General features: G+C 66.7%; 23 protein-coding genes. 13 read left to right on the top strand and 10 right to left on the bottom strand.

What is annotated here, in order from left to right; genetic code table 11:
• Nucleotides 1-2 precede the first annotated feature (2 nt).
• Genes AWC17_RS30390 through AWC17_RS30375 form a run of 4 tightly spaced genes read right to left on the bottom strand, consistent with a single transcriptional unit; the run spans nt 3 to nt 4,417 of the window.
• Complete coding sequence (locus AWC17_RS30390; RefSeq protein ID WP_047322906.1) at nt 3-1,052, bottom strand: MlaD family protein; 1,050 nt, start codon at nt 1,050-1,052, stop codon at nt 3-5.
• A complete protein-coding gene (locus AWC17_RS30385; RefSeq protein WP_046183100.1) occupies nt 1,049-2,584 on the bottom strand; it encodes an MlaD family protein in 1,536 nt (511 codons plus the stop codon). The genes AWC17_RS30390 and AWC17_RS30385 overlap by 4 nt, the downstream gene beginning before the upstream one ends.
• Before the next feature lie 26 nt (nt 2,585-2,610).
• Nucleotides 2,611-3,474: an ABC transporter permease gene (locus tag AWC17_RS30380; protein WP_046183101.1), complete on the bottom strand. Its 864-nt coding sequence runs from the start codon at nt 3,472-3,474 to the stop codon at nt 2,611-2,613.
• A gap of 1 nt (nt 3,475) precedes the next feature.
• Complete coding sequence (locus tag AWC17_RS30375; RefSeq protein ID WP_082122931.1) at nt 3,476-4,417, bottom strand: MlaE family ABC transporter permease; 942 nt, start codon at nt 4,415-4,417, stop codon at nt 3,476-3,478.
• A gap of 491 nt (nt 4,418-4,908) precedes the next feature.
• On the opposite strand from AWC17_RS30375, the gene AWC17_RS30370 reads away from it, so the two are divergent.
• The 4 genes from AWC17_RS30370 to AWC17_RS30355 all read left to right on the top strand — a co-directional run bounded on the left by AWC17_RS30370 (nt 4,909) and on the right by AWC17_RS30355 (nt 8,056).
• Nucleotides 4,909-5,190 carry a phosphoribosyl-ATP diphosphatase gene (locus tag AWC17_RS30370; protein ID WP_046183102.1) on the top strand — a complete coding sequence of 94 codons (282 nt, stop codon included), beginning with the start codon at nt 4,909-4,911 and terminating at the stop codon, nt 5,188-5,190.
• 2 nt (nt 5,191-5,192) lie between these two features.
• On the top strand, nt 5,193-6,047 hold the full coding sequence (gene hisG / locus AWC17_RS30365; RefSeq protein ID WP_046183103.1) for an ATP phosphoribosyltransferase: 855 nt from the start codon (nt 5,193-5,195) through the stop codon (nt 6,045-6,047).
• Between the two features lie 120 nt (nt 6,048-6,167).
• The gene (locus tag AWC17_RS30360) at nt 6,168-6,677 is read left to right on the top strand and encodes a membrane protein (protein WP_046183104.1); all 510 of its coding nucleotides are present in this window, start codon (nt 6,168-6,170) and stop codon (nt 6,675-6,677) included.
• Nucleotides 6,674-8,056, top strand: coding sequence for an FAD-containing oxidoreductase (locus AWC17_RS30355; protein ID WP_046183105.1), 1,383 nt, complete (start codon nt 6,674-6,676; stop codon nt 8,054-8,056). Before AWC17_RS30360 ends, AWC17_RS30355 begins: the two co-directional genes overlap by 4 nt.
• A gap of 5 nt (nt 8,057-8,061) precedes the next feature.
• Here the strand turns inward: AWC17_RS30355 and AWC17_RS30350 are convergent, their stop codons facing one another.
• On the bottom strand, nt 8,062-9,357 hold the full coding sequence (locus tag AWC17_RS30350; RefSeq protein WP_046183106.1) for a DEAD/DEAH box helicase: 1,296 nt from the start codon (nt 9,355-9,357) through the stop codon (nt 8,062-8,064).
• A gap of 267 nt (nt 9,358-9,624) precedes the next feature.
• On the bottom strand, nt 9,625-10,503 hold the full coding sequence (locus AWC17_RS30345; protein WP_085165689.1) for a RecB family exonuclease: 879 nt from the start codon (nt 10,501-10,503) through the stop codon (nt 9,625-9,627).
• Nucleotides 10,504-10,576: 73 nt separating this feature from the next.
• On the opposite strand from AWC17_RS30345, the gene trmI reads away from it, so the two are divergent.
• Nucleotides 10,577-11,419, top strand: coding sequence for a tRNA (adenine(58)-N(1))-methyltransferase TrmI (trmI, locus tag AWC17_RS30340; protein WP_046183108.1), 843 nt, complete (start codon nt 10,577-10,579; stop codon nt 11,417-11,419).
• 60 nt (nt 11,420-11,479) lie between these two features.
• Here the strand turns inward: trmI and AWC17_RS30335 are convergent, their stop codons facing one another.
• Nucleotides 11,480-11,773 (bottom strand): DUF503 domain-containing protein, encoded by a 294-nt coding sequence (locus AWC17_RS30335; protein WP_046183109.1) that lies wholly within the window; start codon nt 11,771-11,773, stop codon nt 11,480-11,482.
• An 8-nt stretch (nt 11,774-11,781) separates the two neighbouring features.
• Nucleotides 11,782-12,366 (bottom strand): lipoprotein LppK, encoded by a 585-nt coding sequence (gene lppK, locus AWC17_RS30330; RefSeq protein WP_085165677.1) that lies wholly within the window; start codon nt 12,364-12,366, stop codon nt 11,782-11,784.
• 310 nt (nt 12,367-12,676) lie between these two features.
• On the opposite strand from lppK, the gene arc reads away from it, so the two are divergent.
• Nucleotides 12,677-14,506 carry a proteasome ATPase gene (gene arc, locus AWC17_RS30325; protein ID WP_046183119.1) on the top strand — a complete coding sequence of 610 codons (1,830 nt, stop codon included), beginning with the start codon at nt 12,677-12,679 and terminating at the stop codon, nt 14,504-14,506.
• A gap of 28 nt (nt 14,507-14,534) precedes the next feature.
• Here arc and AWC17_RS30320 read toward each other — a convergent pair whose 3' ends face one another.
• The gene (locus AWC17_RS30320) at nt 14,535-15,179 is read right to left on the bottom strand and encodes a hypothetical protein (RefSeq protein ID WP_046183111.1); all 645 of its coding nucleotides are present in this window, start codon (nt 15,177-15,179) and stop codon (nt 14,535-14,537) included.
• A 9-nt stretch (nt 15,180-15,188) separates the two neighbouring features.
• Nucleotides 15,189-16,379, bottom strand: a complete 1,191-nt coding sequence (locus tag AWC17_RS30315) for a hypothetical protein (protein ID WP_085165675.1) — start codon at nt 16,377-16,379, stop codon at nt 15,189-15,191.
• Between the two features lie 175 nt (nt 16,380-16,554).
• Between AWC17_RS30315 and dop the strand changes: the two genes are divergently transcribed.
• The 7 genes from dop to AWC17_RS30280 all read left to right on the top strand — a co-directional run bounded on the left by dop (nt 16,555) and on the right by AWC17_RS30280 (nt 23,795).
• Nucleotides 16,555-18,063: a pup deamidase/depupylase gene (gene dop, locus AWC17_RS30310; RefSeq protein ID WP_046183113.1), complete on the top strand. Its 1,509-nt coding sequence runs from the start codon at nt 16,555-16,557 to the stop codon at nt 18,061-18,063.
• Between the two features lie 121 nt (nt 18,064-18,184).
• Nucleotides 18,185-18,379, top strand: coding sequence for a ubiquitin-like protein Pup (locus AWC17_RS30305; protein WP_007170369.1), 195 nt, complete (start codon nt 18,185-18,187; stop codon nt 18,377-18,379).
• On the top strand, nt 18,376-19,251 hold the full coding sequence (gene prcB / locus AWC17_RS30300) for a proteasome subunit beta (protein ID WP_046183114.1): 876 nt from the start codon (nt 18,376-18,378) through the stop codon (nt 19,249-19,251). Before AWC17_RS30305 ends, prcB begins: the two co-directional genes overlap by 4 nt.
• Nucleotides 19,248-20,021 (top strand): proteasome subunit alpha, encoded by a 774-nt coding sequence (gene prcA, locus AWC17_RS30295; protein WP_046183115.1) that lies wholly within the window; start codon nt 19,248-19,250, stop codon nt 20,019-20,021. The genes prcB and prcA overlap by 4 nt, the downstream gene beginning before the upstream one ends.
• Before the next feature lie 225 nt (nt 20,022-20,246).
• Nucleotides 20,247-21,605 carry a Pup--protein ligase gene (gene pafA / locus AWC17_RS30290; protein WP_141224864.1) on the top strand — a complete coding sequence of 453 codons (1,359 nt, stop codon included), beginning with the start codon at nt 20,247-20,249 and terminating at the stop codon, nt 21,603-21,605.
• A gap of 217 nt (nt 21,606-21,822) precedes the next feature.
• Complete coding sequence (locus AWC17_RS30285) at nt 21,823-22,827, top strand: helix-turn-helix transcriptional regulator (RefSeq protein ID WP_085165687.1); 1,005 nt, start codon at nt 21,823-21,825, stop codon at nt 22,825-22,827.
• A complete protein-coding gene (locus AWC17_RS30280; RefSeq protein WP_085165673.1) occupies nt 22,824-23,795 on the top strand; it encodes a helix-turn-helix transcriptional regulator in 972 nt (323 codons plus the stop codon). The genes AWC17_RS30285 and AWC17_RS30280 overlap by 4 nt, the downstream gene beginning before the upstream one ends.
• Nucleotides 23,796-23,864 lie beyond the last annotated feature (69 nt).

Here is a 23,864-nt window from a genome sequence, read left to right as displayed (position 1 = left end):
AATCAACCATTGTTCCTGCACTTCGGGGTGTGCTGCGCTTTGTTTCCGGGCGTGGCTGCGTCGACGATGATCGGCAAGACGTCATTCAGGCCGGGGAAGAACCCGAGCAAGTTCGCGTCGCAGCCGTAGCCATTGACGTAGGCGCCCTGGTTGGCCATCCGGGTCAGCCCCTTCAAGGCCAGCGGAATGTTGTCGGCGAAGAACGCCACCTGGGGTTCGACGCTGAGGACGTGTCGGACGAATCCGGGCTGACGTTCGATGAGTTCGGTGATCGATGGGTACAGGTCCTTCGCGGAAGTGGACAGTCGGCCCATGACGCGCGCCAGCGAGCCCGCCGACGCCACGAGTTCCGGACGCCGCCCGTCGAGGGCCGAAACGGTGTCACGCGTCGAAGTGATGATGCCGTCGAGATTGTCGTTCTGCTGAGCAAGACTGTGGATCACCTTGCTGAGACTGGTGATCGTATCGCCGAGGGCCTCATCCCTTCCGGCCAATGTCTCAGTGAGCGTTGTTGTCTGGCTGGTCAGCGTGGCAATAGACGCGGTGTCGCCCTGCAGCGACTCGATGACGGCTTTGGTCAGGTTGTCGGCGTCGTGCGGGTTCAACAGGCTGAACAGCGGCTCGTAGCCGTTGAGAAGCGCGGTGACATCGAACGATGGTTCCGTGCGTTCCAGCGGGATGACGCTCCCGACCGGCAGCCGGTCGGGACTGCCTTCCATGCCCAATGACAGCCCGAGATAACGCTGGCCGACGATGTTCTGGTAGGTCACCGAGGCGATCGTGTTACCGAACACTGGCTGTTCGTCCTGTAGCACGAACCTGACTTTCGCCAGTTTCCCGTCGAGCTCGATCTTTTCGACCCGGCCCACCCGCACCCCGGCCATCCTGACGTCGTCGCCCTCACGAAGCCCGTACACATCGTTGAACACAGCTGAGTACGACGCCGTCTTCCCGGCCACGTCCCGCCGCAGACTCACATACACCAGCCACGTGACAGTCAATGCGGCGATCATGAAAAGCGACAGGCCGATGAGCGGCCCGCGAAACTTCACTTTGGCCTCCCAACCGACGAATGGTTCCGCGACACCGTCGTCCCGCGGGCGATCGGACCGAGTAACAGCTCGGTGGCCGCGTTCGCAGGCCGGCCGGTGATCACAGACAACATGTTTCGTTCGTATTGGCTGCCGACGGGCCCAATGTTGCCGCCGAACGCTGATGGGGCAACCGATCCCGGCGCAGTTGGTGCCGGCGCGTTGTCGGGGTTCGCGGTCCCCGGTACCGGCGGCGAGGGGGTAAGCCCTGGCGGAAGTGGTGGATTGGGGTCTTGCAGATTGGGAGTCGGGTTGATCAGCGGCGGACCGACTGCGACAAGGTTGCCGTCGGCTCCGATGACGGTTCCCGGCGGCGGCGCGAGATCCTTGGGCGGCTGATAGTTCTGCGGCAGAAGCACTTCCGGCATGTCCGGCCGGACCGGAACCAGAGGCGCGGTGAAACAGCTGGGTCCCTTGACCTCGCCGTAGTGCGGGCAGTCAGCACGCGTGTAGGAGTAGGAGGGGGCGAACGACAGGTTCACTCGCCCGTTGGCGAGCTGGGCGTCCGGCATCCAGACTTCGTCCATGAACCTGGTGGCCATGTTGTCCACCTTGACGGCGGCCGGGAGGAAGGCGCTGGACTTGATCGCCAGTATGCCCACCACCGGTGTGAAGTCCGTGGTGATGCGGACCAGCTGGTCGATGTGGTTGTTGAGCGATTGGTGCGTGGTGCCGAGCGTGTGATCGGCGCCGGAAAGCAGTGTTTCCAGCTGCCCGCGCGTCTCGGCGAAGGTCTGCATCGGCTCGACTGCCTGGTGCAGTGCATCGAAGAGGTCCGGGGCGGTTGCCTCAAGACCCCGGGTGGCGTCGACGAGCGCGGACAGTGTCGACGGGCCGGTGTCGGCGCCAACGATCGAATTGAGTTGATCCAGAAGGTGATCCAGCTCCTTCCCGGCATCCACCAGCGCTACGCGGCGATGCTCGGTGGCGGCGGCGAGCGCGGCCATGATTCCCAAGGAGTTGTCTTCTCGGCCGCGCCCGCTCGCAGTGAGCAGGTTTCGCAGCTTGCCGATGGTGGTTTGAAACAGCACGGTCGGCAGGCGGGTGTCTTCGGGGATATGAGCGCCCGGGCGGATCGCCGCGCCCGGGACGCCAGAACCCTGAGAAGCGTTGCCCACCAGCTGAACCGACGACACGGCGAAGATGTTGCTGGGAACAACGCGGGCGGTCACCGCGGCCGGGATCGACTTGGCGTAGTCGGGTTTGAGGTCGATTCGGACATAGTTCGGTTTCCCGTACGCCGCCGGGACGACGCTGTTCACCGTGCCGACGAGCACGCCGTGATACTTGACGTCGGACTTTTCCGGCAGACCGTCGCCGACGTTGACCAGATCGGCGACGACTCGTACGTAGTCGTTGAGCCGGCCGGTCGACTTATACAAAAGTGTCGCCGTGATCATGCTCGCCACAACGAGAACGGCCACCCCGCAGCCGAGCAGGTGCCGGTCCGAGGGGCCACGCCCGTCCAGCTCAAAGGAATTCGGCTTACCCATCTACCCGGCCATCACCTGGTCGTCACCTACCCACCGAACCTTGCGCCGGAGTCGACGCCATACAAGGCCATGGTGAGCAGCATGTTCACCATGATCACGACCGTGATGCTGGCGCGCATGCCGTGTCCGGCGGCCACCCCGACACCCGCGGGACCCCCGCTCGCGTAGAACCCGTAGTAGCACTGAATCGTGGACGCGATCCACACGAAGATGACCGCCTTGAGCGACGAATAGGCAATGTCCTTACCGGCCAGCATCAACGAGAAGTAGTGCAGGTACGAACCAGTCGACCCGCCGCCGCTGAGCCCGACCACCAGCTCGGTGCTCAAGTAGCTGATCGCCAGGCAGGCGGCGTAGAGGGGGATTATCGCGATCACCGAGGCAATCAGCCGGGTGGTCACCAGGAACGGGATCGGGCGGATGGCAAGCGATTCCATTGCGTCAATCTCTTCAGAGATGCGCATGGATCCCAGCTGGGCGGTGAACCGGCAGCCGCCCTGTATCGCAAACGCCATCGAGGCCATCAGCGGGGCCAGCTCTCGGGTATTCACCAACGACGAGACGAAGCCGGTGGCAGGGCCAAGGCCGAGCAGCTCGAGGAAGTTGTAGCCCTCGATGCCGACCAGCGCACCGGTGCTGACCCCGAGGACGACCGCGACGCCGGCGGTACCGCCGCCCACCACCAGCGACCCGTTGCCCCACGTGATGTTCGACAGCAATCGCAGGAATTCGGCGCGGTAGTGACGCACGACGATCGGCGAGGCGACCAGCGCCCGAACGAAAAACACAAGCAGGTGCCCGATCCGGATGATCGGCATGGTGGCCCGGTGATACAGCCGGACCACCCGCCCCGCGATGGGCTCCAAAGGTACGTAGGTGGAAGCCGTCATGTCACAGTCCCGTCCTGGGCGAGAGCATGACGTAGAGCTGGCTGATGGCGACATTCACGATCATCAGCACGAGGATCGCCTCGACCACGGCGGCGTTCACCGAGTTCGCGACTCCCGTTGGGCCGCCTTTGGTGGACAGGCCCTTCTGGCTGGACACGACGGCGACGATCGCGCCGAAGATGACGGCCTTCAGCAGCGCCAGGATCATGTCGCCGGGTGTGGCGAAAGACGCGAACGTTGCGACGAAGCTCCCGGGCGCACCGTTCTGGAAATAGACGTTGAACATGTAGCTAGCGAAGAACCCGACAAAGCACACGACGCCGGTGAGCGCGAAACTGATCATGATTGCGGCGGCCAAGCGAGGTACGACGAGGCGGCGGATGACCGACACGCCCATCACCTCCATGGCGTCGCACTCTTCCCGCATGGTCCGCGACCCGAGGTCGGCGGTGATGGCCGACCCGACCGCCGACGCCATGAGAATGGCGGCGACGAGCGATGCGCCCTGGCGAATGACCGCGAGACCGCTTGCCGCGCCCGCAAGTGAGGTCGCACCGACCTGACCGGCCAGCAAAGCGAACTGGACCGACAGTGTGACACTGATCGGCAGCGCCACCAGAACCGTCGGCAGCACCGCTGTGCCGGCCATGAAGGCGCCCTGCCGGACGAACTCTTCCCATCGGAATCGGCCGGTCATCAGATCCATGAAGAGGTACTGAAGGGTGCGCACGCCGAGGATGAACTGTTCACCAACGGTCGTGAGCGAGGCGAGCGGGTGACCCTTGACGTACCCGATGGTCCAATCCTCGATCGCGGCGATGCCATCCTGAGGGTCCTCGTGCGGGCCATCACGAGGGCTATCGAGGGCGGGATCTTCGACGTCCTCAGTCGGTCCGTCGTCGCGGTGTTCGCTGTGCACCACGGACTCTTGTTGGGCAGTCATCGCAGCGCGGCCGTCCGTTGCTCCGGCAAACCAATGCCACCGGTCATTGCTTACCAGTACCGGCCTGCATCGGCGCTCTCCCACCATCGACGTGCTGCGTGCCGGACGGAAAACGGAGTGCAACTTTGATGCATTTTTTGGCGAAGAAAGCGCCTTCAAGTTCCGCGACCCCGCAGTTCAGTTCGGTCGGCGGTAGCCTACTCGATCGGTGCTTTCAATACTGTACAAGCGCTTAATTAAGTCGCCACCCGAGAGTGGGGCGCGCCGAAATGTCGGATTGAAGAATGAGATGATCTGTTCCCAGCAAACACCGGCTCGCACGAAACCGGCGCCGCCCCTAGTCGCTCTCCGACGTCCGGAGCTGGCTTGGCCGCGTCCGGCAAGCGGCGGTGCCTAGCTCCGTCGTCCGCCGCCGGGCGGTACCCCCACCGCACCGCGGCACGGATGACTTGGTCGCCGAGCGAAACCGCCGTGACTTTGCTCGCCACCGCGTGAAACAATCGCTGGCCGTGAAGACCTTCGAGGATCTGTTCGCCGAACTGGGGGAGCGCGCCCGCACCCGACCCGCCGGCAGCGCCACGGTCGCCGCACTCGACGGCGGCGTCCACGGGCTGGGCAAAAAGATCCTCGAGGAGGCCGGCGAGGTATGGCTGGCCGCCGAACACGAACCCGACGAGGCGCTGGCCGAGGAGATCAGCCAGTTGCTGTACTGGACGCAGGTGCTGATGATCGCGCGTGGCCTGTCCCTCGACGACGTGTACCGGAAGCTGTGACCATGCTGCGGGTCGCGGTTCCCAACAAGGGCGCGCTGAGCGAGCCGGCCAGCGAGATTCTCGCGGAGGCGGGCTACCGGCGTCGCACCGATTCCAAGGATCTCACCGTCATCGACCCGGTCAACCAGGTCGAGTTCTTCTTTCTGCGGCCCAAAGACATTGCCATCTATGTGGGTTCGGGAGAGCTGGATTTCGGCATCACAGGACGGGATCTGGTAGGCGACTCCGATGCCCCGGTGCGCGAACGTTTGGCGCTGGGATTCGGGTCGTCGAGTTTCCGGTATGCCGCACCGGCGGGGCGCGACTGGAAGATCGCCGACCTGGCCGGCAAACGGATCGCCACCGCCTATCCCAATCTGGTCCGAAAAGACTTGACCGGGCACGGTATTGAGGCAACTGTCATCAGGCTCGACGGTGCGGTGGAGATCTCGGTACAACTCGGTGTCGCCGACGCCATCGCCGACGTGGTCGGGTCCGGGCGCACCCTGAGCCTGCACAATCTCGTCGCATTCGGCGATCCACTGTGCGATTCGGAAGCGGTGCTGATCGAAAGCGACCAAAGCGGGCAGGCCGGAACGCAGGCCGCGCGCGACCAATTGGTGGCCCGGATCCAGGGTGTGGTCTTCGGCCAGCAGTATCTGATGCTCGACTACGACTGCCCCCGGTCGGTCCTGGAGAAAGCGACGGCGATCACGCCGGGCCTGGAATCGCCGACCATTGCGCCGCTGGCCGACCCGGACTGGGTCGCCATCCGCGCGCTGGTGCCGCGTCGGGGCGTCAACGAGATCATGGACGAGCTGGCCGCAATCGGCGCCAAAGCGATTCTGGCTTCCGACATCAGGTTCTGCCGCTTCTGATCGAACGGGTGCGGCGGCCGCGGCTGTGTTAGCGTCCGCCTAGGGCTGTTTGCCCGTGTTACTCCCCATGGGCCGTCATCCCTTACCGTTACCGGGCTGTTCGTCCCCAGGAGGGTCTTCGTGACACACGCGCTTGTTCTGCTGCTGGCTTTACTGATCGGCGTCGTCGCCGGGTTGCGCTCGCTGACCGCCCCCGCTGTGGTCGCCTGGGCCGCCTTCCTCGGTTGGATCGACCTGCATGGCACGTGGGCGGCATGGATGGCCAACATCATCACGGCCATTGTCTTCACCGTTCTTGCCGTCGTCGAACTGGTCAACGACAAGCTGCCCAAGACGCCGGCCCGCACGGCGCCGCCGATCTTCGCCGCCCGGATCATCATGGGCGGGCTGGCGGGCGCGGCCCTTGGCGCATGGCCGCACTGGACCTTCAGCGCGCTAGGGGCCGGTGTGATCGGCGCGGTGCTCGGCACCCTCGGCGGCTTTCAGGCGCGCAAACGTCTGGCCGCTGTTGCCGGTAGGGACTTGCCCATCGCGCTGCTGGAGGACGCGGTCGCGATACTGGGTGGGTTCGCCATCGCGGCGGCTACGGGTCACGTGCTGACGGCGTACCTGTTGACGGCCGTTAAGTGACAGAGCATTTCGACGCCATCATCGTCGGCGCCGGACAGGCAGGCCCGCCGCTGGCGGGGCGACTGACGGCGGCCGGGCAGCGCGTCGCGCTGGTGGAGCGCAAACTGATCGGCGGCACCTGCGTCAACACCGGATGCATTCCGACCAAGACGCTGGTGGCCAGCGCCTACGCCGCTCACCTCGCGCGCCGCGGCGCGGACTTCGGTGTGGCGACCGGGCCGGTCAGCGTGGACATGGCCAAAGTCAAGGCGCGCAAAGACGAGATCATGCTCGGCGACCGCAAGGGTGTCGAGGACTGGCTGGTCGGCATGGACGGCTGCACCGTCTTTCGCGGGCACGCCCGTTTCGAGGATCCGCACACCTTGCGTGTCGGCTCGCAAAATGGGCAAGCTGTGCTGCACGCCGACCGGATCTTCCTCAACGTGGGTGGCCGAGCGGTGGTGCCGGACATTCCGGGACTGTCCGACGTCGAGTTCCTCACCAACGTTTCGATCCTCGAACTCGACACGCTGCCAACGCATCTCGTGATCATCGGTGGCAGCTACATCGCGCTGGAGTTCGCACAGATGTACCGGCGATTCGGGGCCCGGGTGACCGTCGTCGAGAGGGGTTCACGCCTGGCGCCCCGCGAGGACGAGGACGTGTCCGCCACCGTCCGGGACATCCTCGAGGAGGAGGGTATCGACGTCGTCGTCGGCGCCGATGATGTGCGAATCACCAAGATCAGCAACGGGTTTGAATTGACGCCGAGCGCGGGCGCCGCCCCGATCGCCGGAAGCCACCTGCTGTTGGCCGTGGGCCGGCGACCCAACACCGACGACCTGGGGCTCGAGGCGGCCGGCGTGCAGACCGACGCCCGCGGCTACATCGTCGTCGACGACCAGCTCAAGACCAACGTCGACCACATCTGGGCGATGGGCGACTGCAACGGCAAGGGTGCCTTCACCCACACCTCCTACAACGATTTCGAGATCGTCGCCGCCAACCTGCTCGATGACGACCCGCGGCGCGTGAGCGACCGCATCACCACCTACGCGCTCTACATCGACCCACCGCTGGGGCGGGCCGGGATGAGCGCCGACCAGGTCCGTGCGTCGGGACGCAAGGCGCTGGTGGGTAAGCGGCCGATGACACGAGTCGGCCGGGCGGTGGAAAAGGGTGAGACGCAAGGCTTCATGAAGGTCGTGGTGGATGCCGACACCCGGGAAATATTGGGAGCGGCCATTTTCGGCGTCGGCGGCGACGAGGCGATTCACGCCATCCTGGACGTCATGTCGGCCAAGGCGCCGTACACCACGCTGGCGCGCACCATGCACATACATCCCACCGTCAGCGAGCTCGTTCCCACCATGCTGCAGGAGATGACGCCGCTGCAATAACCTCGCTACCGCGACGCCGTGGCGGGGCGACGCGACCGGCGTCGCCTGCTACGCGCCGCGGCCGGACCGTGGGTCGCAGCCGCGGGGGGCCCGGAACGATGGGCCGGCACCGACGCGGGCGCGATGACCTCGCGGGGCGCGGCCTGGCCGACCAGGGCGTGGATGACGGGGGAGGCCGCGGTGACCTGCTGGGGAACGGCGCGGATGGCCGCCTTGCGCATCATCGATTCGGTGTCCCGGCGCTGCTCGGGCAGCACGATGGTGACCACGTCGCCAGAGGCGCCGGCCCGGGCCGTGCGGCCGGATCGATGCAGGTATGCCTTGTGCTCCGGAGGCGGGTCCACGTGGACGACCAGCTCGATGTTGTCCACGTGCACGCCGCGCGCTGCGATGTCGGTCGCGACCAGCACTCGCGCGTGCCCGGCCGCGAACGCCGCCAAGTTCCGGTCACGCACGGGTTGGGAAAGGTTGCCGTGCAACTCCACCGACGCGATACCCGATTGTGTGAGCTGGCGAGCCAGCTTCCGGGCCTGGTGCTTGGTCCGCATGAACAGGATTCGCCGCGAGTCTCCCGCGGCCAACCGGTGTACCAAGTCCTTCTTGGCTTGCGGCCCGTCGACACAGAAGAGGTGATGTGTCATCGCGGGAGTCGGGGACACCGGTTCGGCGACCGATCGTGTCACCGGGCTGGTGAGGAATCGCTTCACCAGGGTGTCGACGGCAGCATCGAGAGTGGCCGAGAAGAGCATCCGTTGGCCGCCCGCGGGAGTGGCCGCCAAGATACGGGTGACAGTGGGCAGGAAGCCCAGATCGGCTAGGTGGTCGGCCTCATCGATGACCGTGACCTGCACCGCGCTCAGGCTGACGAAGCCTTGCTTCATCAGATCCTCGAGCCGCCCCGGGCAGGCGACGACTATATCGATACCCGACTTCAGCGCCGAGACCTGCTTGTGCTGCGACACCCCGCCGAAGATCGTGGTCACGCGCAGGCCCCGAACCGCGGCAAGCGGTCCGATGGTCGCGGCGATCTGTGTCGCCAGTTCGCGGGTGGGCGCCAACACCAACCCGGTCGGCTTGCCCGGGCGCCGATTACCGGCATCGAGCCGGCTCACCAGCGGAATCGAGAACGCCAGCGTCTTGCCGCTACCGGTCTTGCCGCGGCCCAACACATCACGGCCGGCAAGCGTATCCGGCAAGGTGTCGATTTGGATTGGGAAGGGCCGGTGGATGCCGCCCTTAGCGAGCACGTCAACCAACGGCGGGCTCACCCCGAGGTGAGCAAAAGTTTTGTCTTCAAGCATGTTTCAATGTCCCTATAGCGTCGGTGGTAGCGAGATTGCCCGTCTGGCAACTTCGATCGCCGCGACTCGAGGCTGTGCGGTGGGCACCTGGTCATCTCGGACTCGGCGCCCCGCGGGGATCTGAGAAGAAATAACGAATCGATCACGACGTGCTGGCAAGCCATTCGGCGGCCAACGTTGACAACAGCGTACCGCACTTGCCGGCGGGCCGGCTCATCGGTGGTTACGCAGCAAAAAATCCCTGTCACCTCATGGGCCGGCGGGTGATCAGGCAGCCGGTTCGGACTGCGGCGAAACCCCTTGCGCCCGTGCGTAATCCGGCCACCCGGGGTAGGCCGGCGGCGTTCCGCCGAACAGCGGGCAGTGCTGCTGGTGGGGGCACCAATCACACAACCGCGACTGATTGGGACGGAAATCACCCGTCTGGCCGGCGGATTGGATGGCACGCCAGATCGCCATCAGGGTTTTCTCGAAGCGCAGCAACTCGTCGTGGTCCGGCGAGTAGTCCAACACTTGCCCGTCGGCGAGATAGATGAGCCGCAGCCGGGTGGGCGGCACGCCGCGCGTGCGCAGCAGGGCCACCGCGTAGAACTTCATCTGGAACATCGCTTTGAACTCGGCCAGGGCCCGCGCCGCCGGCGGCGCCTTGCCGGTCTTGTAGTCGACCACCCGCAGCTCTCCCGTGGCGGCGACGTCGATCCGGTCGATGAATCCGCGCAGCAGCGTCCCGTCGGCGAGCTGGACCTCCACGCGCTCTTCGCAACACTGCGGGTCGAAGCGGGTCGGGTCCTCGAGCCGGTAGTAGCCGGAGAGCAACGCGCGGGCCTCGCCGAGAAGCTGGCCGCGCTGCTCGGGATCGAACTCGCCGACCAGTTCCGGCGCCGCGGCGATCACCTGGTCCCAGGCCGGCTCGACCAGTGACAGCGCGGTGTCGGGATCGCGCTGCGCGGCGGGCAGGCCGTAGAGGTGCTGCAGGGCGGCGTGCACCACCGAGCCGCGCAACTGTGCGGCCGACGGCGCCTCGGGCAACCGGTCGATCGCCCGGAACCGGTACAGCAGCGGGCACTGCTTGAAGTCCGCCGCCCGCGACGGTGACAGCGCCGGTTTTGCAGCCGGCCGCGCGAGTGCCTGCGGCTGGTCGGTCATGTCCGCAGCGTAGAACCGGGCGCCGACAACCCCGAGCACCGCCCGCGGCGAGTCGGCTGGCACGCTAGACGGCGTGTCCGCAACCGGCCCGTTCACCGTCGGGGAACGCGTCCAACTCACCGATGCCAAGGGCCGGCACTACACGATGTCGCTCACGCCCGGCGCCGAGTTCCATACCCATCGCGGCTCGATCGCCCACGATGCGCTCATCGGACTGGAACAGGGCAGCGTGGTCAAGTCCAGCAACGGCGCGCCCTTCCTGGTGCTGCGCCCGCTGCTGGTCGACTACATCATGTCGATGCCCCGCGGACCGCAGGTTATCTACCCCAAGGACGCCGCGCAGATCGTGCACGAGGGCGACATGTTTCCGGGCGCGCGCGTGCTGGAGGCCGGAGCCGGATCGGGGGCGCTGACCTGCTCGCTGCTTCGCGCGGTCGGCCCCGACGGACGGGTGGTCTCCTACGAACAGCGCGCCGATCACGCCGAACACGCCCGCCGCAACGTCGCGGTGTTCTTCGACGGGCTGCCGGACAACTGGGAGCTGATCGTCGGCGACGTCGCCGACTCCGATCGGCCCGACGGCTCCTTCGACCGGGCCGTGCTGGACATGCTGGCGCCGTGGGAGGTGCTCGACGCGGTGGCCAGGCTGCTGATCCCTGGCGGCGTCCTGATGATCTATGTCGCCACGGTGACCCAGCTGTCGCGGGTCGTGGAGGCTTTGCGGACCCAGCAGTGCTGGACCGAGCCGCGGTCGTGGGAGACGCTGCAACGCGGCTGGAACGTCGTCGGCCTTGCCGTTCGGCCGCAGCACTCCATGCGCGGGCACACCGCGTTCCTGATCTTCACGCGCCGGCTCGCACCCGGCGTCGTCGCCCCGGCGCCGTTGGGACGCAAACGCGAGGGCCGCGACGGCTAGTTAGTGGCGATCGCGAGCGCGCCGTTGCCGGGCGCGCGGGTCGCCACCGTCGGCTAGGCCCTAATCGTCGCTGCGATGCAGGCCCCGTCGCACCGACAGCAACTCGAACTCGGGGTGTGCGGCCACCAGCCGTTCGGCCGCGTCCAGGACGTCGACGGCATGGCTCCTGTCGCCAGACACCGTGGCCAGACCGATTCCCGCGCGCCGATACAGCTCGTGCGACCCTGTCTCGGCCGCCGACACGCTGAACTTGCGTTGCAGCTCGGCGACGACGGGGCGGATCACCGACCGCTTCTGTTTGAGTGATCGGACATCACCCAGCAACACGTCGAACTCGAGCCAGCCGATCCACATGCCGCGCGTCAACCGGGTGGACTCGGTGTCGGGCCGGGCTCCGGGGCCGGTGCGGGCGCCGGGTTGGGAGGTGGCGTCACCGCCGGTGACTTGCCCAGCGCCAACAGCATTTCGGCGGTTCGCCGGGATAACTGCCAACCCCCTTGGAAGGGCGTGAATTCCATGGGGAAGTGGAAGCTGGAGTTGGCCGGCCGGGCGGTGTTGACGTCGATGGTCGCCACCACGTTGGAGGGGTTCTTGTCCGACCAGGCGATGTCGTGCGCGACGAAGTTCATGGGCAGGTAGCCGTTGTCGCGCAACGCGTTGGTGAACTTGTCCAGGGTGTCCGCGCTCTCGGGGGTCGCGCCTTCGACAAGGCTCACCTTGTTGATACCGGGTACCTTCGGGTCGGCCAGCCGGGTCAGGATGTCGGTAAGGGCTTCGGGCGTCGGCAGCGGGGTAGTCGGAGAGATGACAGTCGTGCTCGACGTGGCCGGTGCCGCCGCGGGCATGGAGGAGGCGATCCTGGGTTGTTGATGCGACGAACATCCCGAGATCCCGACCGCCGCCAGGACGGTGGCGGCGCTCAACGCTGCGGACAGGTGTCGGTGCATCCAGTCGATCAGGCCGGCTGGGGGGTAGTGGCGCTCTCCGACACGGGCACCCGCCGTGCGGTCGGGCCAACGGGTGCAACTGAACTCACACCCGCGGTCGCCATCCCGACGTCGGCTGCGCCGACGAAGCACGTGGCGAGGCCTTTTGCGGTCACGGCGGCCCTTTCGATCAGCGAGATTAGTGGCCGAGATTACCAGCGAGACGAAAATCTTAACTTTTCGTGGGTATTTGACTCCGCACATCATGGGTCAATCGCCGGTAGCTTTGAAGTATCCACCGCGCCATTTCGGTGTGGGAAAGGAGCGCAACATGGGTGGCTCAGAGCGTTCTGAAGCATTCGGTACCCCCCACGAGTCAGGCATGTCCAGCGACGATGCTGCCGAATTGGAAGAATTACGCCGCGAGGCAGCGCTGCTGCGCGAGCAACTCGAGCATGCGGCCGGGGCGCAAGGCAGCGCCCGCTCTGCGCGCGATGTGCATCAGCTCGAAGCCCGTATCGACTCGCTGGCGGCCCGCAACTCGAAGCTGATGGAGACGCTCAAAGAGGCGCGCCAGCAACTACTGGCGTTGCGGGAGGAAGTCGATCGGCTCGGGCAGCCGCCGAGTGGCTACGGCGTATTGCTGGGCGCGCACGAGGACGACACGGTCGACGTGTTCACCTCGGGTCGCAAGATGCGGCTGACGTGCTCGCCGAACATCGACGTTTCGTCGCTGCGGAAGGGCCAGACGGTTCGCCTCAACGAGGCGCTGACCGTTGTCGAGGCCGGTACGTTCGAATCCGTCGGCGAGATATCGACGTTGCGTGAGCTCTTGGCCGATGGACACCGGGCATTGGTCGTCGGCCACGCCGACGAGGAACGCATCGTGTGGCTCGCCGAGCCACTGGTGGCCGAGGACCTGCCCGAGGGTCATCCCGACGCGCTCAACGACGACACCAGGCCGCGCAAGCTGCGGCCGGGCGACTCGCTGTTGGTCGACACCAAGGCGGGCTACGCGTTCGAGCGCATTCCCAAGGCCGAGGTCGAAGACCTGGTACTGGAAGAGGTGCCCGACGTCAGCTACCAGGACATCGGTGGCCTGACTCGCCAGATCGAGCAGATCCGCGACGCGGTGGAGCTGCCCTTCCTGCACAAGGAGCTGTACCGGGAGTACGCGCTGCGCCCGCCCAAGGGCGTGTTGCTGTACGGCCCGCCCGGCTGTGGGAAGACGTTGATCGCCAAAGCGGTGGCGAACTCGCTGGCCAAGAAGATGGCCGAGGTGCGTGGCGACGACGCGCGCGAGGCGAAGTCCTACTTCCTCAACATCAAGGGCCCCGAACTGTTGAACAAGTTCGTCGGCGAGACCGAGCGCCACATCCGGCTGATCTTCCAGCGGGCACGGGAAAAGGCGTCCGAAGGAACACCGGTGATCGTGTTCTTCGACGAGATGGACTCGATATTCCGCACCCGCGGCACGGGGGTGTCCTCGGACGTCGAGACCACGGTGGTCCCGCAGCTGCTGAGCGAGATCGACGGTGTGGAGGGTCTCGAGAACGTCATCGTGATCGGTGCCTCCAACCGTGAGGACATGATCGACCCCGCGATCCTGCGGCCCGGCCGTCTGGACGTGAAGATCAAGATCGAGCGCCCCGATGCCGAAGCGGCGCAAGACATCTTCTCGAAGTACCTTGTCGAGACGCTGCCGGTGCACGCCGACGATCTCGCCGAGTTCGGCGGCGACCGTTCGGCCTGCATCAGGGCGATGATCGAGAAGGTCGTCGAGCGGATGTACGCCGAGATCGACGACAACCGGTTCCTGGAGGTCACCTACGCCAACGGTGACAAGGAAGTCATGTACTTCAAGGACTTCAACTCCGGGGCGATGATCCAGAACGTCGTCGACCGGGCGAAGAAGAACGCGATCAAGTCGGTGCTGGAGACCGGGCAACCGGGTCTGCGCATCCAGCATCTGCTCGACTCGATCGTCGACGAGTTCGCCGAGAACGAGGACCTGCCCAACACCACCAACCCCGATGACTGGGCGCGGATTTCGGGCAAGAAGGGCGAGCGGATCGTCTACATCCGCACCCTGGTCACCGGCAAGAGCTCGAGCGCATCGCGGGCCATCGACACTGAATCCAACCTCGGCCAGTACCTGTAGGGCTCCACAGCCCAGGTGCCGTTCAGGGTCAGCCGGTCACCAGCGAATAGCTGTTGGTCAGATTGTCCTGCAGCACCTGGGCCGCCCGGGTCCTCGTGTCCACGCGCAACTCGTCGGTGAGCACCCGCGGTTGGTAGGTCCACCCGGCCGGCAGGTCGAGTCGGTCGGCCAGCCGCGGCAAGTCGGCTTGCGACAGGTTGGGGTCGGAGACTTGGCTCAACGTCTGCATCACCCAGTGCTGTCCCTCGGGGTCGATGAGTTCGTAGACCTGTTGGCCGGCGTTGAAGACGAACACGGTGTGCCGGTTGACCTTGTTGGGGATGTAGGGCGCCGGGTTCATCGAAGACAGCAGGACGGTGGCCTGCTGGATCATCTCGATTCCGCCGAAGGTCTTCGTCACCTGTGGGCCCTGGGCTTCTTTTTCGATGGCGTTCATCAGCCAGTACCGCGGACCGTTGAGTAGGGCTGCGGCCACTCCGTTTTCGGCGGCGATGGCGTGCGGGTCGAGCGCGGACCACAGTTCGGCGGGACAGTCGTTGAGCGGGAAGCTGTTGTAGACCGTTGCCTGCGGGCCGGCCTCGCCGGAGGTTACGAGCAGCACTTCGCCGTAGCGTTTTCCTGCCAGGTCGAGTGCGTGTTTACCGACGACGTGGTCGGATTCGGGGGCGGACACACGGTGAAGTTAGTCACTACCGTCGGTGCCGTCAACAGCACGCGCAGGCAGCGCGGCGACGCCGCGGTAGCGGTTGCGTGCGATCAGGGTGGTGTGCAGGTCGCCGATCAGCGGGTCCAGGAAGGTGGAGCGGTACTCGGCGTCGCCGGCCGCGCGGGCGCTGATGTACATGAAGGTCAGCGCGCCGAGGAAAAGAGTCATGTGCACCAGCGAATCCGGAACCGGCAGCGTGAATCCCAACACCGTCGCGGTGCTCTTGTCGGTGTGGGTCCATTCGTTGAGCAGACCGGGGCTGAGCACGATCAGCCCCAGAATCAGGTAGATCGCGGCGGTGACCACCGCCACCACCAGGATCTGCGCCAGTTGGGAGGCGGCCAGAACGAAGACGACGTTGAGGCGCTCCGTCTTCTTCAGGGGTGCGCAGTCCGGGGCGTCCGGCATGGCCGCGAACGGTGTGCCGGCGAGGTGCTCGGTCTCTTCGGGCAGGGCCGCCGTCGACTTCAGCATCGGCCGGACCCGTTCCACCGTGGCGGAGATGACGAAGGCGGCCGCGATGGAGACCAGGAACGCCATGGCCAGCCCCAGCCGGTTTCCGCTGATCGTCGCGGCCATCAGCCAGACGTAGGTGTTGAAGAACACCAACGCGGTCAGCAGCACGACCGGCAACGCCCGGACCGCCAGCGCGCCCACCATCGCGAAATGCGACAGCATCATGCGCACCGCCCAGCCGACCACCGAACCGACGCCGAATCCCGTCAGGATCAGCACGACGGCGACTACGGCAGCCTGTTGCGGCAGTTGCGCGGCGTCCGCCGTCGCCACTGAGACGCACGCCACGACCAGAACCGACGCCGTGGCTACCGTCGCGCGCGCCCACCCGTTTCGTGACCGGGACACCAGCCAGCCCACGAGGGCCATCAGCGGGAGACTGACGCCGACGATCACCAGCACGACCCATTCGGAAGTCGTTGGCGTTCCGGTGATTTCGACATCGTGGCCGCCGGTGACCAGATACACCGGCAGGATGCACGCCTGCAGCGTCGCGTAGGCCGCCAGCATGGGCGCCGAGCGCGGCCAGAGCCGCCGCCACCGGGCGCGCCGGGTGAGTACGGACGGCAAACCCCGCTCCAGGAACCAGCTTTCAGCCGCACCGCTCGCCGGACCTCGGCGGCGTGGTGTGCGGCGCAGAGTTAGGTCCATGCCGGGTCACCCTACGACGGGCAAGTCGCCCGCGCTGGTGGTTGAGCGACTACAGACATCCGCCGGTTGCCCGCCCCGCCGCGCGGGGCGCATCGTCGGCGGGCAGAGCCCGATTGCCCGCCTCCTTCTCGCCCCGCCGCGCGGGGTGCATCGTCGGCGGGCCTACGCTTGCGCCATGCAACGGATTATCGGGACGGAGGTCGAATACGGCATTTCGTCGCCGTCGGACCCGACCGCCAACCCGATCCTCACCTCGACACAGGCGGTATTGGCTTATGCCGCCGCTGCCGGCATTCAGCGCGCCAAGCGCACCCGCTGGGACTACGAGGTGGAATCGCCACTGCGGGATGCCCGCGGCTTCGACCTGAGCCGCTCGGCCGGGCCGCCACCGGTGGTCGACGCCGACGAGGTCGGTGCGGCCAACATGATCTTGACCAACGGAGCGCGGCTCTACGTCGACCACGCACACCCCGAATACTCCGCGCCCGAGTGCACCGACGCGCTGGACGCGGTGATCTGGGACAAGGCGGGCGAGCGCGTGATGGAGGCCGCCGCCCGGCACGTCGCCAGCGTGCCCGGGGCCGCGAAACTGCAGCTCTACAAGAACAATGTGGACGGCAAAGGCGCCTCGTACGGGGCGCATGAGAACTACTTGATGTCTCGGCAGACGCCGTTTTCGGCCATCATCGCCGGGCTGACCCCCTTTCTGGTCTCCCGGCAGGTGGTGACCGGCTCCGGCCGAGTCGGCATCGGGCCCTCCGGTGACGAGCCCGGCTTCCAGCTGTCGCAGCGCTCCGATTACATCGAGGTCGAGGTCGGCCTCGAAACCACACTCAAGCGCGGCATCATCAACACCCGCGACGAACCGCACGCCGACGCCGACCGCTACCGCCGGCTGCACGTCATCATCGGCGACGCTAACCTCGCCGAGACGTCGACCTATCTGAAGCTGGGCACCACGGCGCTGGTGCTGGACTTGATCGAAGTCGGCCCGGAACACGGGATAGACCTCAGCGACCTGGTGCTGGCCCGGCCGGTGCATGCGGTCCACGCGATCAGTCGCGATCCGTCCCTGCGGGCCGCCGTGGCCCTGGCCGACGGCCGCGAATTGACGGGCCTTGCGTTGCAACGGATTTACCTGGATCGGGTGGCGAAGCTGGTCGACAGCCGCGACCCTGATCCCCGCGCGGCCGACATCGTGGAGACCTGGGCGCACGTGCTCGACCAACTCGAGCGGGATCCGATGGAATGCGCTGAGGTGCTGGACTGGCCCGCCAAGCTGCGCCTGCTGGAGGGGTTCCGGCAGCGGGAGAACCTGAGCTGGTCGGCGCCGCGGCTGCATCTCGTCGACCTGCAGTATTCCGATGTCCGGCTGGACAAGGGCCTGTACAACCGGCTCGTCGCGCGGGGCTCGATGAAGCGTCTGGTCACCGAACACCAGGTGCTGGAGGCGGTGGACAACCCGCCGACCGACACGCGCGCGTACTTCCGCGGTGAGTGCCTGCGCAGGTTCGGCGCCGACATCGCCGCGGCCAGCTGGGACTCGGTGATCTTCGACCTGGGCGGCGATTCGCTGGTGCGCATTCCGACGCTGGAGCCGCTGCGCGGCAGCAAGGCGCACGTCGGAGCGTTGCTGGACTCGGTGGATAGCGCCGCCGAACTGGTGGAACAACTCACGAGCTAAGCCAAGTTAACCGGGGAACGTCGCCGTTGCCCGGTAGGGTAGAGAAATACCAGCGGGGCAGTGCGGCTCTTCGGAACCAAGCAAGCCGCTGAACAAGTTCAGATGAAGCAGGAGGCCGGCGATGGCTCAGGAGCAAACCAAGCGTGGCGGTGGTGGTGGCGACGACGACGACTTCGCCGACAGCACGGCCGCGGGCCAGGAGCGCCGCGAGAAGCTAGCCGAGGACACCGACGATCTGCTCGACGAGATCGATGACGTCCTCGAAGAGAACGCCGAAGACTTCGTCCGGGCATACGTCCAAAAGGGCGGACAGTGACCTGGCCCTTCTCTGATCGCCTGTCCACTAACTCCGCACTCCCGGCAAATCCCGCCGTAGACCTGTCGTCGTTTGCTGACTTCCTGCGCCGTCAAGCGCCGCAGCTCCTGCCGGCGAGCCTCGGCGCCGGGCAAGCCGGTGGGGCCGGCTCGCAGCTGCCGCACGGCACCACCATCGTCGCCCTGAAATATCCCGGTGGCGTCGTCATCGCCGGGGACCGGCGCTCGACCCAGGGCAACATGATCGCCGGGCGCGACGTGAAAAAGGTGTACATCACCGACGACTACACCGCCACGGGCATCGCGGGCACCGCCGCGATCGCCGTCGAGTTCGCCCGCCTCTACGCCGTGGAACTCGAGCACTACGAGAAGCTCGAAGGGGTACCACTCACCTTTGCCGGCAAGGTCAACCGGCTCGCCATCATGGTGCGCGGCAACCTGGCGGCCGCGATGCAGGGACTGGTGGCTCTGCCGCTGCTGGCGGGATACGACATCGACGCGGCCGACCCCGAGGGCGCCGGCCGGATCGTCTCGTTCGACGCCGCCGGCGGCTGGAACCTCGAGGAGGAGGGCTACCAGTCGGTCGGTTCAGGGTCGATCTTCGCCAAGTCGTCGATAAAGAAGTTGTACTCGCAGGTGACCGACGCCGATTCCGCACTGCGGGTGGCCATCGAGGCGCTCTACGACGCCGCCGACGACGATTCCGCCACCGGCGGACCCGACCTGGTCCGCGGCATCTACCCTTCAGCGGTCACCATCGGCGCCGACGGCGCGGTCGAAGTGCCCGAGCGGCGGATCGCCGAACTGGCCCGCGAAGTCATCGAAAGCCGCTCGCGCGCAGATACTTTCGGCCCCGATGGCGGTGAGAAGTGAGCTTCCCATATTTCATCTCGCCCGAGCAGGCGATGCGCGAGCGCAGCGAGCTCGCCCGCAAGGGCATCGCGCGCGGCAAGAGCGTGGTGGCGCTGGTCTACGCCGGTGGTGTGCTCTTTGTGGCGGAGAATCCGTCGCGGTCCCTGCAGAAGATCAGCGAGCTCTACGATCGCGTGGGCTTCGCGGCTGCGGGCAAGTTCAACGAGTTCGATAATCTGCGCCGCGGCGGAATCCAGTTCGCCGACACCCGGGGCTACGCCTACGACCGCCGGGACGTCACGGGGCGCCAGCTGGCCAACGTCTACGCGCAGACATTGGGCTCCATTTTCACCGAGCAGGCCAAACCATACGAGGTGGAGTTGTGCGTCGCCGAGGTCGCGCACTACGGCGAGACGAAACCGCCTGAGTTGTACCGGATCACCTACGACGGGTCGATCGCCGACGAGCCGCATTTCGTGGTGATGGGCGGTACCACGGAGCCGATCACCACCGCGCTCAAAGAGTCCTACGCCGAGAACGCCGACCTGCGCGACGCGACGCAGATCGCCGTGAAGGCGCTGCGCGCCGGCAGCGCGGAGGGCTCCAGTGGGGATCAGCCCTCCCCGGACGTGGGCAGCCTGGAGGTCGCCATCCTCGACGTCAGCCGGCCGCGACGGGCGTTCCGGCGGATCAACCGAGCCACCTTGGAAAGCCTGCTGCACGAGGGGGATTCGAAGCAGCCGGAAACCAACGGTGAAGCGCCGGATTCCAACGGCGAATCCGCGGGCTGAATCGGGCCGCATCGGCCGCCGACGCGTGTTCGCTATCGGCAGAACGCCGAGCGCAAGCCGCGTCGGGCCGTTCTGGGGCCGCGGGTGCCCTGGGTGCTGGTGAGCCCTCAGGCTGCCGTGACGGCCGCCTCCTCGTGACGCGCTAGGGAGCCGCGCGAAACTCCTCGGAACCCACAGGCGCGGCTTCCGCACCCTCCCGGTCAGACAACAAGTACCCTCGATTACGTGCAGCGGCGAATTATGGGCATCGAGACCGAGTTCGGTGTCACCTGCACCTTCCACGGCCACCGCCGCCTATCCCCGGACGAGGTCGCCCGTTATCTCTTCCGGCGCGTCGTGTCCTGGGGGCGCAGCTCCAACGTGTTCCTGCGCAATGGCGCCCGCCTGTATCTCGACGTGGGCAGCCACCCCGAGTACGCGACGGCCGAGTGCGACAGCCTGGTGCAGCTCGTCACCCACGACCGAGCCGGCGAATGGGTGCTGGAAGACCTGCTCATCGATGCCGAGCAGCGGCTCGCCGACGAGGGCATCGGCGGCGATATCTACCTGTTCAAGAACAACACCGATTCGGCGGGCAACTCCTACGGCTGCCACGAGAACTACCTGATCGTGCGGGCCGGTGAGTTCTCCCGGATCTCCGACGTGCTGCTGCCGTTCCTGGTCACGCGCCAGCTGATCTGCGGGGCCGGCAAGGTGCTGCAGACGCCCAAAGCGGCGACGTTCTGCCTGTCTCAACGTGCCGAGCACATCTGGGAGGGCGTCTCCTCGGCCACCACCCGCAGCCGGCCGATCATCAACACCCGTGACGAGCCGCACGCCGATGCCGAGAAGTACCGCCGGTTGCACGTGATCGTCGGCGACTCCAACATGTGCGAGACCACCACCATGCTCAAGGTGGGCACCGCGGCGCTGGTGCTCGAGATGATCGAGGCCGGCGTCCCCTTCCGCGACTTCTCGCTGGACAACCCCATCCGTGCCATCCGCGAGGTCAGCCACGACGTCACCGGCCGACGGCCGGTCCGGCTGGCCGGCGGCCGACAGGCCAGCGCCCTGGACATCCAGCGCGAGTACTACAGCCGCGCCGTCGAGCACCTGCAGACTCGGGAGCCCAACGCCCAGATCGAGCAGGTCGTCGACCTGTGGGGGCGTCAGCTCGACGCCGTCGAAAGCCAGGACTTCGCCAAGGTCGACACCGAGATCGACTGGGTGATCAAGCGCAAGCTGTTCCAGCGCTACCAGGACCGCTACGACATGGAGCTGTCCGACCCGAAGATCGCCCAGCTGGACCTGGCCTACCACGACATCAAGCGCGGGCGCGGCGTGTTCGACCTGCTGCAGCGCAAGGGCCTGGCGGCGCGCGTCACCACCGACGAGGAGATCGCGGAGGCGGTCGACCATCCGCCGCAGACCACCCGCGCCCGGCTGCGCGGCGAGTTCATCAGCGCCGCGCAGGCGGCGGGCCGTGACTTCACTGTCGACTGGGTGCACCTCAAGCTCAACGACCAGGCGCAGCGCACGGTGCTGTGCAAAGACCCCTTCCGGGCGGTCGACGAGCGGGTCAAGCGGCTGATCGCCAGCATGTAGCTCGCCATATAGCTCGACCGTTCACCATCCGTCGCATCAGTCACACCAGCCCCGCCGTGGCTGCCCATGCTGAAGTCGCAAACGTAGTAGCGCTGGCGCTATCAACTTTCCAACGGCAGTGGTGCCCGCCAGCCCGTGACTAATGTGGCGAATGTGAATGCTGCGACTCGCCAGCCGGTGCACGCGCGGGGCGAGCGCCAGCTATAACCTGGTGCGAATGGCGACCTCGAAAGTCGAGCGGTTGGTCAATCTCGTCATCGCCCTGTTGTCCACCCGCGGCTACATCAGCGCGGAGAAGATCAGGTCGAGCGTGGCGGGGTATTCGGACAGCCCCAGCGCCGAGGCGTTCTCCCGCATGTTCGAGCGTGACAAGAACGAGTTGCGCGATCTCGGCATCCCGCTCGAGGTCGGCAGGGCGTCGGCCTGGGATCCGATCGAGGGCTACCGAATCAATCGGGACGCCTACTCGCTTCCGGCGGTCGAGCTGACTCCGGACGAGGCGGCCGCGGTTGCCGTCGCGACGCAACTGTGGGAGTCGCCCGAACTGATCACCGCCACCCAGGGTGCGTTGCTCAAGCTGCGCGCCGCCGGGGTGGACGTCGACCCCTTGGATATCGGGGCGCCGGTGGCCATCGCCTCCCCGGCCGGCGTGCCGGGTTTGCGCGGCTCGGAAGAGGTGCTCGGAATCCTGTTGTCGGCCATCGATTCCCGGCAGGCGGTGCAGTTCCCGCACCGGCCGTCGCGGGCCGAGCCGTACAGCATGCGCACCGTGGAGCCATGGGGCGTCGTGACCCAGAAGGGCCGTTGGTATCTCGTAGGCCACGACCGCGACCGCGACGCCACCCGCACCTTCCGGCTGTCGCGGATCGGCGCCGAGGTCAGCCCGATCGGCCCTCCGGGGGCGGTCGTCGTGCCCGAAGATGCGGACCTGCGCCAGATCGTCGCCCGCACGGTTGCGGAGACCCCGACCGGTGGGCAGGCGCGGGTGTGGGTCGCCGACGGGCGGGCCACTGCGCTGCGGCGCGCCGGGAGGTCCACCGGCACGCGGCAATTGGGCGGCCGCGACGGCGAGGTGATCGAAATCGACATCGGATCCAGCGACCGGTTGGCGCGCGATATCGCCGGTTACGGGGCCGACGCCGTCGTGCTCGAGCCGCAGGTACTGCGCGAGGACGTGCTGGCGCGGCTGCGCGCTCACATGGACGGGGGAGAGCGGCCGTGACTTCCGTATCCACCCGCCTGATCCGGCTGCTCAACATGGTGCCGTACTTCCAGGCCAACCCGCGGGTCACCCGGGCCAAGGCGGCCGCCGATCTCGGGGTGTCCGCCAAGCAACTGGAAGAGGACCTCAACCAGCTGTGGATGTGCGGGCTGCCTGGCTACTACCCAGGCGACCTGATCGATTTCCAGTTCTCCGGGGACACCATCGAGGTGACCTTCTCCGCGGGGATCGACCGGCCGCTCAAGCTCACCTCGCCGGAGGCGACCGGTCTGCTGGTGGCGCTGCGGGCGCTCGCTGACATTCCCGGCGTTGTCGATCCGGAAGCGGCGCGCAGCGCGATCGCCAAGATCGAAGCCGCGGCCGGCGCCGTCGGGCACGACGCCACCGGCTCGGCGGCAGCGGTCGATGAGCAAGCACCCGCGGAGAGTCGGGCCGCGGCCGCGGTGCGCACGGCGGTGCAGTACAAACACGCGCTGGCCATGGACTATTACTCCGCGTCGCATGACACCCTGACCAGCCGGATCGTCGACCCCATCCGGGTACTGCTGATCGGCGGCCAAAGCTACCTGGAGGCCTGGTCACGCGAGGCCGAAGGGGTGCGGCTGTTCCGCTTCGACCGGATCGTCGATGCCACCGAGTTGGGCGAGCCGGCGGCTCCGCCCGAACTGGCGCTGCAGGCGCCACCGGACACGTCGCTGTTCGACGGCGACCCGTCGCTGCCGTCGGCCAAGCTCCGCGTCGCGCCCTCCGCGTCGTGGATGTTCGAGTACTACCCGATGCGCGAGGTGCGGGAGTTGCCGGACGGATCCTGCGAGGCGGTAATGACCTATGCGTCTGAAGACTGGATGACCCGCCTGGTCCTGGGCTTCGGGTCGGCCGTGCGGGTGCTTGAACCGGAGCCACTCGCAACACGTGTACGGGATGCCGCGGCGGCGGCGTGCGAGTCCTATCAGGCGCTTACCCCTTGAGGCCACGGCGCGGGCCGCCCGGTGTATCGCTGCACTGCGGTAGCATCGGGTAGACGTCTGGAGGTAATC

This window comes from Mycobacterium nebraskense, from assembly GCF_002102255.1.
GTDB classification, from domain to species: Bacteria; Actinomycetota; Actinomycetes; order Mycobacteriales; family Mycobacteriaceae; genus Mycobacterium; species Mycobacterium nebraskense.
The sequence above is the reverse complement of the archived record's forward strand: the minus strand, read 5'-3'. Positions and strand labels throughout refer to the sequence as shown.

Bases quoted from the DNA above. Each gene is read 5' to 3' on its own strand.
- AWC17_RS30385 (WP_046183100.1), bottom strand. From the start codon at position 2,584: ATGGGTAAGCCGAATTCCTTTGAGCTGGACGGGCGTGGCCCCTCGGAC.
- AWC17_RS30380 (WP_046183101.1), bottom strand. From the start codon at position 3,474: ATGACGGCTTCCACCTACGTACCTTTGGAGCCCATCGCGGGGCGGGTG.
- AWC17_RS30375 (WP_082122931.1), bottom strand. From the start codon at position 4,417: ATGACTGCCCAACAAGAGTCCGTGGTGCACAGCGAACACCGCGACGAC.
- hisG (WP_046183103.1), top strand. From the start codon at position 5,193: ATGCTGCGGGTCGCGGTTCCCAACAAGGGCGCGCTGAGCGAGCCGGCC.
- AWC17_RS30350 (WP_046183106.1), bottom strand. From the start codon at position 9,357: ATGCTTGAAGACAAAACTTTTGCTCACCTCGGGGTGAGCCCGCCGTTG.
- AWC17_RS30345 (WP_085165689.1), bottom strand. From the start codon at position 10,503: ATGACCGACCAGCCGCAGGCACTCGCGCGGCCGGCTGCAAAACCGGCG.
- AWC17_RS30335 (WP_046183109.1), bottom strand. From the start codon at position 11,773: ATGTGGATCGGCTGGCTCGAGTTCGACGTGTTGCTGGGTGATGTCCGA.
- lppK (WP_085165677.1), bottom strand. From the start codon at position 12,366: ATGCACCGACACCTGTCCGCAGCGTTGAGCGCCGCCACCGTCCTGGCG.
- arc (WP_046183119.1), top strand. From the start codon at position 12,677: ATGGGTGGCTCAGAGCGTTCTGAAGCATTCGGTACCCCCCACGAGTCA.
- AWC17_RS30315 (WP_085165675.1), bottom strand. From the start codon at position 16,379: ATGGACCTAACTCTGCGCCGCACACCACGCCGCCGAGGTCCGGCGAGC.
- dop (WP_046183113.1), top strand. From the start codon at position 16,555: ATGCAACGGATTATCGGGACGGAGGTCGAATACGGCATTTCGTCGCCG.
- AWC17_RS30305 (WP_007170369.1), top strand. From the start codon at position 18,185: ATGGCTCAGGAGCAAACCAAGCGTGGCGGTGGTGGTGGCGACGACGAC.
- AWC17_RS30285 (WP_085165687.1), top strand. From the start codon at position 21,823: ATGGCGACCTCGAAAGTCGAGCGGTTGGTCAATCTCGTCATCGCCCTG.